8 protein-coding genes are annotated in these 9,498 nt (G+C 44.9%); 5 read left to right on the top strand and 3 right to left on the bottom strand.

Annotated features, from left to right (window positions below; genetic code table 11):
• The 3 genes from HN980_03135 to HN980_03125 form a co-directional block, all read right to left on the bottom strand.
• A partial coding sequence (locus tag HN980_03135) for a hypothetical protein (GenBank protein MBT6928474.1) occupies window positions 1-3,409 on the bottom strand: 3,409 nt, incomplete at its 3' end.
• Window positions 3,410-3,834: 425 nt separating this feature from the next.
• On the bottom strand, window positions 3,835-4,383 hold the full coding sequence (locus HN980_03130; protein MBT6928473.1) for a hypothetical protein: 549 nt from the start codon (window positions 4,381-4,383) through the stop codon (window positions 3,835-3,837).
• Window positions 4,384-4,409: 26 nt separating this feature from the next.
• Complete coding sequence (locus HN980_03125) at window positions 4,410-4,901, bottom strand: Asp23/Gls24 family envelope stress response protein (GenBank protein MBT6928472.1); 492 nt, start codon at window positions 4,899-4,901, stop codon at window positions 4,410-4,412.
• 292 nt (window positions 4,902-5,193) lie between these two features.
• Here HN980_03125 and HN980_03120 point away from each other — a divergent pair, with 292 nt between their 5' ends.
• The 5 genes from HN980_03120 to accC all read left to right on the top strand — a co-directional run bounded on the left by HN980_03120 (window position 5,194) and on the right by accC (window position 9,242).
• Window positions 5,194-5,604 (top strand): DUF4339 domain-containing protein, encoded by a 411-nt coding sequence (locus HN980_03120; protein MBT6928471.1) that lies wholly within the window; start codon window positions 5,194-5,196, stop codon window positions 5,602-5,604.
• Between the two features lie 479 nt (window positions 5,605-6,083).
• Window positions 6,084-6,803: a ribulose-phosphate 3-epimerase gene (rpe, locus tag HN980_03115; protein ID MBT6928470.1), complete on the top strand. Its 720-nt coding sequence runs from the start codon at window positions 6,084-6,086 to the stop codon at window positions 6,801-6,803.
• Between the two features lie 13 nt (window positions 6,804-6,816).
• Window positions 6,817-7,380, top strand: a complete 564-nt coding sequence (locus HN980_03110; GenBank protein MBT6928469.1) for an elongation factor P — start codon at window positions 6,817-6,819, stop codon at window positions 7,378-7,380.
• A 19-nt stretch (window positions 7,381-7,399) separates the two neighbouring features.
• Window positions 7,400-7,858 (top strand): acetyl-CoA carboxylase biotin carboxyl carrier protein, encoded by a 459-nt coding sequence (gene accB, locus HN980_03105; GenBank protein ID MBT6928468.1) that lies wholly within the window; start codon window positions 7,400-7,402, stop codon window positions 7,856-7,858.
• 10 nt (window positions 7,859-7,868) lie between these two features.
• Window positions 7,869-9,242: an acetyl-CoA carboxylase biotin carboxylase subunit gene (gene accC / locus HN980_03100; protein MBT6928467.1), complete on the top strand. Its 1,374-nt coding sequence runs from the start codon at window positions 7,869-7,871 to the stop codon at window positions 9,240-9,242.
• Window positions 9,243-9,498: the final 256 nt, after the last annotated feature.

Raw genomic sequence — 9,498 nt, 5'->3', positions numbered from 1 at the left:
GAGATAAAATGCTTTGTTTTCCTCCCTCATCGATTTTTATAAGGTCTATGATTCCAAGGATTTTTTTATAGAGCTTAACAGAAGTGTCGATGATTTTTGCAAAGACTTCTATTTCTTTGTCGGACAACTTTTCAGAAGTAGTTGCGGCTTTTCTTGCTTTTCCATCTACTTCTTTCACGGATAGCAACTGTTTCTCTAAGTCTGTTAATAGGCTAGGATCTTTTTCTTTTATTACTGCGATTTTTGCATCAACAATAGCGATAAGATCTGTGTCTTTTGAGTCTATAATCTTTTGTCTTTCTAATTTTTCCGCAGCAACCTCTGTTTTTTTAAATTCCTTGGCTTTTAAGGCTTCTTTGCTGGCCGCGCCTAATCTTTTCCTATCATCTTTCTCCGCAGCTTTTTCGTCATCCAGCTCAATACCTATATTAAAAATACTAGGCGGTGATATTTTATCTGTTTCTGTTTTTAAAGCGTATACTACGCCTTTCAAGGCACCCTCAAAATCACATTTTAAATCGGAGAGATTAAATTTTAATGATGATAATTCTTGTTTTTCGGGTGGGTTAAAAGATTTATGCAATTGCAAAGGATCTATCTGTCGAGGGGAAAGATATTGTCTTTTTTCTTTAAAGTCGCTAATTTCTTGTTCTTTTTCTTTAATTTCCTTTTTATTTTTTTCAAGTCCCTTTAATTTTTCTATTAGGCCTTTAGCAGAATCAAATTTCGTTCTATCTGTTTTATTTTCTGGGCCGATGTCGACATCTGAGATTTGTTCTCCTTTTTTATGAGATCCTGCTTGTTCAATTAATGATTCTAATGTATCCATCACTAATGAGAGGGCTTTCTTTTTTCGCCTCTGTATAGTTTTTTCAGGTGGAATGCCACGCTCGGGACGATCATCATGGTAATCGGGCAAATATATTGTTAGCTCTTCATCGGCACTATCTAGGAGTTCTTGTGCGCTTTCTTTTAGTCTATTTAGGGTGCTAGGATATGTTTCTGTTGATGAAACGCCTTCAGGTTCCAATTTTTTCCTAAGTGGTGTCGTCGGCGTTATTTCTTTGGTTTCAGCAGCGGACACTGCGTCACTCGCAGCTTTGATATGTCCTAGATCAGGATGTGAAGCTGCGTCTACTTCTGGAGCCGTTTTTTTTATTTCTAACCCTTCCCGTGAGGCATCTTTGGGTTCTTTTAGAGGCTCAGCACTGCTACTTAATTTGTTATTAGTCAGCGTGCCCACTTCAGCGTCCGCTTCAGGCTCAGCGCCTTCAGTTTCACTTAAATCAACAACAGGCTGTTCCTCGGTCGTTCTACTAGCATTTTCAACCGATTTCTTTGCGTCCTCGGCGCCTTTTGTACCTTTTTGAAAGCCTTCCACAGCTTCACTGTCATCTTCAGGTATGACGCCGGCATCCTTTTTTTCTTTGGCAGGAGGTGCCGCAGGTGTGGCTGCAGAATCCTCAGACACAGGAGATTCAGCCTCAGATGGCGGCGTGCCTTCAGGTTGCTTTTCAGCGGATTCTTTAGTCGTAGGAGCATCAGTTGCAGGAGCAGGAGCAGGTGTGGCTGGAGGCGTAACTTTGTCTGCTGTAGGCTTAGATGATGCGTCTGCCGCCAAAGCCGCAGCTTCAGCAGCGCGTGCTTTTTGTTCTTTTTCTGCTCTTAGTCTTCTTTGGGTTCTAGTTACTTTTTGCTTTTGAGGCTTCTCTGCAGTCTTTTCAGGCTTAGCTTTTTGTTTTTCTTTTGACGTTGGTGATAGACCTTTGTCAGCTGTGGGCTCAGAAACAGGTTTCTTAGTAATGGGTTTTGCAACAGAAGGGGGATTTGGTAGTCGTTTTTGCGCTGCCGCTATTCGTTTTGTGAGTTTTCTATATTGTTTTTCTAAGTATTCAGTTCGTTTTGGTGTTTTTGATTTTTCTAAATCTTTACTTGTTTTGCCCAGTAGAATTTGTAGATTTTGGAGGTCTCGTTCGACGTCTTTATAATAAGAACCCGGCTCTTCAGAAAGATCCAGTTTCTCTAATTGTCCTAATGCTTTTTTTAATACTTCTTGTTTTTCTTTGACGCTTTCCAACAGCTGTTTTTGTTCTTCTGTCAGTGGTTTTTGTTTAACATCTATTTTGGGTTCATCTTTCTTTTTGGTGTCTTTTACTTCCCCGGGTTTACCTGTTGTCGATGTTGGTACGCCAGTAGTCACTGCTATGGGTATACGCGGAGCTTCTGTTTCGGCGTCCACAGTGGTATGTTGTTCGTCGGCACGTTCACCTCCAGTATTAGAAGGCTCATGCGTAGCGTCAATCCCAGGCGTAGATACAGGGGTCCCAGGTGTAGCTGTAGGCTCGCTCTCAAGCTTGGACTCAGCAGCAGTATCAGGCGCATCCTTACCCCCAGATTCAGCCTCAGCGGCAGCAGCAGCAGCAGCAGTATCGGCAGGAGTTTCAGGAGCAGGAGCAGCAGTATCGCCTTCAGGGGCTACAGGCGTGGCTACAGCCTCAGCTTTGGCTTCATCCTTATCCCCAGATGCAGATCCAGTATCAGCAGCAGTATCAGGCGCAGGAGGCTCAGCTTCAGGCTTAGGCCTAACAACTGTTTTCCGATCTTCTAACTTTTCTATTTCTTTTTCTAGCCTACTAATCTTATAGTCAAGTTTAGGGGTAAATTCACTAAAGACTTTTCCTGAAGCTCTTGTTTTTTCACGTTGCCCTGTTAGCTTTTTTAGTTCTTTTTCTTTTTCTTCTAGTTCTTGTTGAAGTTTAGCTTGTTGTGCAGCTTTTTCAGCGGCCTTTTTTTCAGCAGCCTCAGCCTCAGACACAGCCTTCTTTTCATCCTTATCTTCACTATCAGCCGCTGCTATTGGCGTTTGCGCTGGTTCATAAGTCGTCCTAGCCACAGTTCCGTCATATTCTTTGTTTTCGCCTGTTGAACCAATAAAATTCTTATAGCTCCTTTTGAGGCCAATGTTGTCAAAGATTGTTTTTTCTATTCCTCTTCTTTGGAACCATTTTCCCCCCAGGATGGTGGAATTGCCGTCTGAATTGATGGCAAACAATCTTTTCTCAGAGTGTTTAAACGTGTTCCATTTTTTATTATGTAGATGTTCGACGCCAAAAGATGATATGCGGGCCTCTGTTCCACGGAATTTTCCTGTTTTTTTGTCGATGACCCCCCTTTTTTCAAGCATTTTTTTCATCTTTTCGGCGACTTTTTGCCATTTTTTTATATCTTTGTCTGAGATCTTAACCCCTTCTCCTGCTTGGAAAAAGTCGACCTTCAGCCTTCCTATAGTCTTGCCATCTTTGTCTTCAAGCGTTATATAGCCGATATCGTGTTTGTAGGGTTTCTCTGACCTTGTGAGTGTTTCTGATGGCTGAATATTTCCTGGCCTTGGTGTTCTTGCTGCGTCCATATTGGCGCTCCTTTTAATAATTTTTCTTTGATATCAATCTAGGTATAGCAATAAAGGAGTAAGATGACAAGAAAAAGCATAGTGAAAATTATTTTTCGTTGTCATTGGTTTTGGTGATGAAGCGGTTTTACTGACCTTAAGCGCTACTCTCACTTTATCTACGTGCTGCAAGGAATAGACTGCTACGTATTCCTCCTCACCCAGCCCTTCGGGGCTTGGTTCGTCGGAAGTGCTTGCATCTGCCCCCTTTCGCTACACAACTAAAGCAAGATTAGCAGGTAACATCAGTTACATATTTCAGTGGTGACGCTTTGCGGCACTGCTGAGATGACGATGAAGAGCGGGTGCGGTTTTTTGCGTAGCAAAAAGCTGTGACCGCTTTTCATGGAGCATCATATTTCTACTCATTGGGGAGTCAAGAGGGCCTACGGCCTTCTTGCGGGAGAGGTTTGGAGAGGGCAGGGTCCCTCTCCAAGAAAGCGGATAGTGAAGATAAAGGGTTTTGTGTATCCGAAGTTATCGCCGAGGATTTTGGTTAGGCCTTGTTCTATTGTGGCGAGGAGTTCTTCTTCGTCTTCGGTGGGCTGTGTTTTGAAGGTAGCGATTATCTCGATGCCTTTACGGTTTATGATGACTTCTGTGGTGATGGAGTATTCGGGGAAGGTGTTGTTCCAATAGTCTTCTATGTAGCCGGATATTACGGAATTTTCGACGGCGACGGTGTCGTCACCCATAACGGTACGTATTGTGAGTTTACGTTCGGTGAAGAGCATTATTACGAAGATCGTTATTGCAAGGGCGATCAGTGATAGCCCAGTATAATATACTGGAGGCGAGCCTTGTTCTATGGCGGTGATTATGGCGTCGCGCAGCGGCGTTATTGATGGAAGCATGATAGTAGCAACGCCCGCCGCCAGCAAAACTGTGGCGAAGAGTATCATTATCGCAGAGAAGAAGAGCTTACTGGCTCGCATGCTACTTATCTTCTTTTTATCTTTTTTTAAAATTCTTCGGTGTATTCGTCGTCGATGTCATTTTCGAGGATCATCGAAGAGCCTTCTTCATCGTCGTCATACTGCGAACCTTGTGGTTTTGGAAGGATGACGTTTTTGAAGACTACGTGTACACATGCTACGTGGAGGCCGGTGAACTTCGTTATCTCTTCGGCGACACGCGTCTGTATTTCGTTAGCTTTCTCTGGGATAGGGATGCCGTAGCTAAGATTTACCTCGACTTTGACATTGACGGAGCGGTTTTTGTTGTCCTGCTCGGCGTATATGCCTTTGATGCCTTCGACACGGTCGCGTCCTAAGAAGCTGTCAATGATATTACCTTCAAGGAGGCTGATACCTTCGATTTTAGCAAGACATTGAAGAACGATAGTCTGGAAGACGCGGTTCTCGATGTCTCTGACGAAGACGGTATCTGGGAAGTCAAGTTCCTTAGTGTCAATGACGTCTTTGATTTCTGGGGCTTTTGTTGCTTCTGTCATAGTATGCTCCTAGGCTATTATACTGTTATCCTTGGCGGTAGTCCTCAAGATGTAATGCTTATCCTTGCTTGTGGGGGAAAGCATCTGCTTCGCGAAGCTCCTCATCAATAGTGTAAAACTATTGATTTTGTCGCTTTGCTCGCATATGAATTTCCCGCACTTCGCACGGACCGAGCATTACCTCTTTCGCACTACCTAAAATTTTACTCTAAAGATACATTTATTCAAACCCAAAAATGATGGTATCGTGTATAATCTTTATAATACGACATAAATATGAGGGACAGGTGCGATGTTTGACGATATAACTTCAATACAATGGATGCTAATACTCGTGGTATGGTGGCTTCTTGCTGGCGTGGTTGCACGCATTGCCGAAAAACGAGGATATAATGGTAAGACATGGTTTTTCGTAAGCATATTTATTGGATTTCTGCCGACAATGTTAGTGCTATATCTTTTCTTTCCGACGAAAAAGCCTGCCGTTGCTGCTGATAAGCCCGAAGAAAAGAGCAGTTTCTACGACAGCCCTTTTATTCAGCATCAGTGGTATTATCTATGCGACAACAACCAGCATGGCCCCGTAGGATGGTATGTGATAAAAGAAAAACTTAACGCCGGAAAGCTTACATTGTCGTCATACGTATGGCGCGAAGGCCTCGAAGAATGGAAGATCATAGAGGCAGTGACCAGTGACCAGTGACGTCTTACTCTGAACTCTGAACTCTGAACTAAAAACTCCGAACTACGCAGCGAAGTTGCGTTGAGTAGTTGACTTCTGTTGTTGTAGGATGTATCATTTATAGAAATTATAGCATGGTTTAAGTATGAGTAACAAAGGATAGGACTTACGAAGGTGAAGCGCCCTAAAAAGTTCGGTATTCGGAGTAGGAATAGGATTTTTTACCACAGAGACACAGAGAACACAGAGAGAAATGCGGATGGGCTAGGGGTTTCACCCCTAGAACCCCGAGAATTTTCTTTTGGAACTTTGGGGGTCTGGGGGAGGCTCCCCCAGCCAGATTGTTTTCTTTCTCTGTGTTCTCTGTGCCTCTGTGGTAGAAAGTTCTATTTCGGAATTCTTCTATCCGTTATTTATGATCTCTATGGTAGAATCAATTGTTACTCCAAAATGGCATGTTTTGAACCGTGCCGAAATTATTTTATTATAGGACGGTAAAAATGGACCACAAAGACATCAAGATAGCACCTTCGATCCTCGCAGGAGATTTCGGGAACCTCGCCGCCGAAGCAAAGCGCATCGAAGACGCTGGTGCCGACTATTTACATATCGATATTATGGACGGGCATTTCGTCCGCAACATCACCATAGGATCAAAAGCCGTTGCGGCGATACGCCGTGCTACGTCGCTGCCGCTAGACGTACACCTTATGATATACAACCCGTACGATTATATAGAGAGCTTTGTCGAGGCCGGCGCCGATATGATAACGATACAGTTCGAGTCTACAGAAGACGTCACCGATACGCTAGAATATATAAGGAAGTGTAACGTCAAAGCCGGGCTGGCGTTCAACCCCGAGACATCAGAATCTCTTACAATGAAATTCCTCGACAAATGCGATATGATGCTGATGATGACGGTAAACCCAGGCTTCGGAGGGCAGGAATTTATCCCCGAGGTTCTTGAGAAGATACGTTTCGTTAGGGAGATGTGCGACAACCTCGGCGTCCGTGCCGGCGGTGTTACAGCACAAAACGAAGAGCAGAAGAAAACACTGCCGCCTTTCGATATACAGGTCGATGGGGGAGTGACGCGTGAGACAGGACGCCTAGCTATCGATGCTGGCGCCAACGTCCTTGTCTCGGGGACATACCTATTACAACAAGAAGACCTAAAAGAAGCGATAGCATCATTGCGGTCGTGTGCACAACAATAACTGAAGGAAAACAATGGGAACGACAACAAACAAACATATCGCTACTGGTATGACGATAATGATCGGTAAGAAGATTTATAGAGTAGAGTCTAGCGTTAGAGTGACGGTAGCGAAGAAAAATCCTTTCTTCAAAGCTAAACTTAAAGAGCTTTCTACCGATAAAATCATAGAGAAAAACTTCAGGGTCGACCAGCCAGTAAAAAGCGTTACCCTCGAAGAAAAGAAACTCGAATACCTATATTTTGAAAATAAACACTACCTGTTCCTCGACGTCGAAGATTTCGAGAAGATACGTGTAGCAGTCGATGTCGTCGGTGAAAAGGCCGACTACCTAAAAGAAGGCGTCGAAGTCGTCGCAGAACGGTATGGCGACGTCGTCTTCTCGATAGAATTGCCACAGTTTCTCGAGATTATGGTAGTAGAAATCGAAGGCGATGACGACGATGTCTTCGTCTCCGACACAATAAAAAAAGCCGTCATCGAAACAGGGGCTACTGTCGAAGTGCCACAGTTTATCCACGTCGGCGACATAATAAAAATCGATACGACAACAGGCGAATACATCCAAAGGATATAACATTTAGGAGAACAATATCGTGGAACAAGAACGTATAAAAGAACTCATAGATATCATGGATGAGAAGGGCCTGACAAAGCTTCATATCAAAGAAGATGGTGTAGAGATATGCCTCGAGCGTCAGCAGCCACAGGTCGTCATGGCGGCAAGTAATGTCCCGGGATACTCTGAGAGCAAGACAGCGACACAGCAGCACGATCTCGCCGAAGGCGAAGAAAAAGAGGCGAGTACAGAAAAGCCATCATGCCACCACATAGAATCTCCGATGGTAGGGACTTTCTACAACGCAGCATCGCCCGACAGCGATCCTTTCGTTAAAGTCGGCGACGTCGTCGAAGAGAATACCGTCGTCGGTATCGTAGAAGCTATGAAGGTTATGAACGAAATAAAAGCCGGCGTAAGCGGTACCGTCGACGAGCTCCTCGTCGAAAGCGGACACCCCGTAGAGTTCGGCACCAAAATTTTCCGTATAATATAACAAGATAATCATGAAAAAAGTTTTAATAGCAAACCGTGGAGAGATCGCTGTCAGGATAATACGGGCGTGTCACGACCTCGGAATCAAAACCGTAGCGATATATTCCCAGGCCGACGCCGAAGCCCTACACGTCCTTCATGCCGACGAGGCAATATGCGTAGGGGCCTCTGCAGCGACGATGTCGTACTTGAGGATCCCTAACATCATCTCGGCTTGTGAGATCTCCGGCGCCGACGCCATACACCCCGGATACGGCTTCCTCAGCGAGAATGCGAACTTCGCCTCGATATGCGAAAGCTGCGGCGTAACGTTTATAGGGCCGCACTCTTCGACGATATCACTCCTCGGCGATAAAGCCGAAGCAAAGGTCACAGCACGTAACGCACGATGTCCGGTGATACCAGGCTCTGCAGGTATCGTCAACGACCTTAACAAAGCCAAAGACATAGCAAAGAACCTGGGATATCCCATCTTCGTAAAAGCTGTAGCAGGAGGAGGGGGGCGCGGGATACGTATCGCCTACAGCGCCGAAGAGCTAGAAAAACAATATACCGCAGCGCGCGCTGAGGCGGAGATAAACTTCAGCAACCCCGACGTATATATCGAGAAAATGATCGAAGATCCACGGCATGTAGAAGTGCAGATCCTCGGAGATAAACACGGAAGATATATACACCTAGGAGAACGTGACTGTACGATACAACGACGACGACAGAAACTCATCGAAGAGTCGCCAAGCCCCGCCATCAGCGAAAAACTCCGCAAAGCAATTTGTAATGCCGCAGTAAACGTCGCAAAAGAAGCGAAATACCACTCCGCAGGGACGGTAGAATTCCTCATCGATAAACACGGAAAGTTCTACTTCATGGAAATGAATACCAGGATACAGGTAGAACATAGCGTCAGCGAAGAACTCACCGGCGTCGATATCTTAAAAGAACAGATCCGTATAGCACGAGGAGAAAAACTGCAGTATAGACAGAAAGATATATCATTCTCTGGACACGTCATGCAGTTCCGCGTCAACGCCGAAGATCCACAGAAAAACTTCATGCCTTCGCCAGGGAAAGTAGAATATTTCGTAGCACCAGGAGGTCCACACGTCCGTGTCGATACCGCATGCTACTCGGGATATGCTATAACACCACACTACGACTCTATGATAGCAAAACTCATCGTCAGAGGAAAAGATCGCGACGAAGCGATGAAAGTTGCAAGACGCGCACTGCGAGAGTTCCACATAGGAGGCGTGCATTCGACAATACCATTCCATCAGTATATGCTCGAGGATGTCAATTTCCAAGGCGGAAAGCAATATACCCTCAACTACGTCGACGATATCATCGCAGAAGGATGCGACTTTTCAATGCTCAATGATCAATGATCAGTGATCAGTTATTCTATCCGCTAAACGCTATAACTATACGCTATAACTATACGCTATAAAATCCCCAGGCCCCCTTTTCATTGAACATTGAACATTGAACAATGAATAAACCCGGACACGGCAGTGCCTCCTCTCGCCGTTGTCGTAAGAGTAGGGTCGTATCTTTACGTTTGATATAGTAAAAACAAAGAAAAGAAGTACAATCAACGACAATGGCGACAGCTGTGCGTCCGCTGCGCGCGCTCTGCGCAGT

Source organism: Waddliaceae bacterium (assembly GCA_018694295.1).
In the GTDB taxonomy this organism is placed as follows: domain Bacteria; phylum Chlamydiota; class Chlamydiia; order Chlamydiales; family JABHNK01; genus JABHNK01.
Note: the sequence above shows the minus strand (reverse complement) of the source record. Positions and strands in the feature narration are given on the sequence as shown.

Coding starts and splice junctions, on each gene's coding strand:
- HN980_03130 (MBT6928473.1), bottom strand. CDS start 4,383: ATGCGAGCCAGTAAGCTCTTCTTCTCTGCGATAATGATACTCTTCGCC.
- HN980_03125 (MBT6928472.1), bottom strand. CDS start 4,901: ATGACAGAAGCAACAAAAGCCCCAGAAATCAAAGACGTCATTGACACT.
- HN980_03120 (MBT6928471.1), top strand. CDS start 5,194: ATGTTTGACGATATAACTTCAATACAATGGATGCTAATACTCGTGGTA.
- rpe (MBT6928470.1), top strand. CDS start 6,084: ATGGACCACAAAGACATCAAGATAGCACCTTCGATCCTCGCAGGAGAT.
- HN980_03110 (MBT6928469.1), top strand. CDS start 6,817: ATGGGAACGACAACAAACAAACATATCGCTACTGGTATGACGATAATG.
- accC (MBT6928467.1), top strand. CDS start 7,869: ATGAAAAAAGTTTTAATAGCAAACCGTGGAGAGATCGCTGTCAGGATA.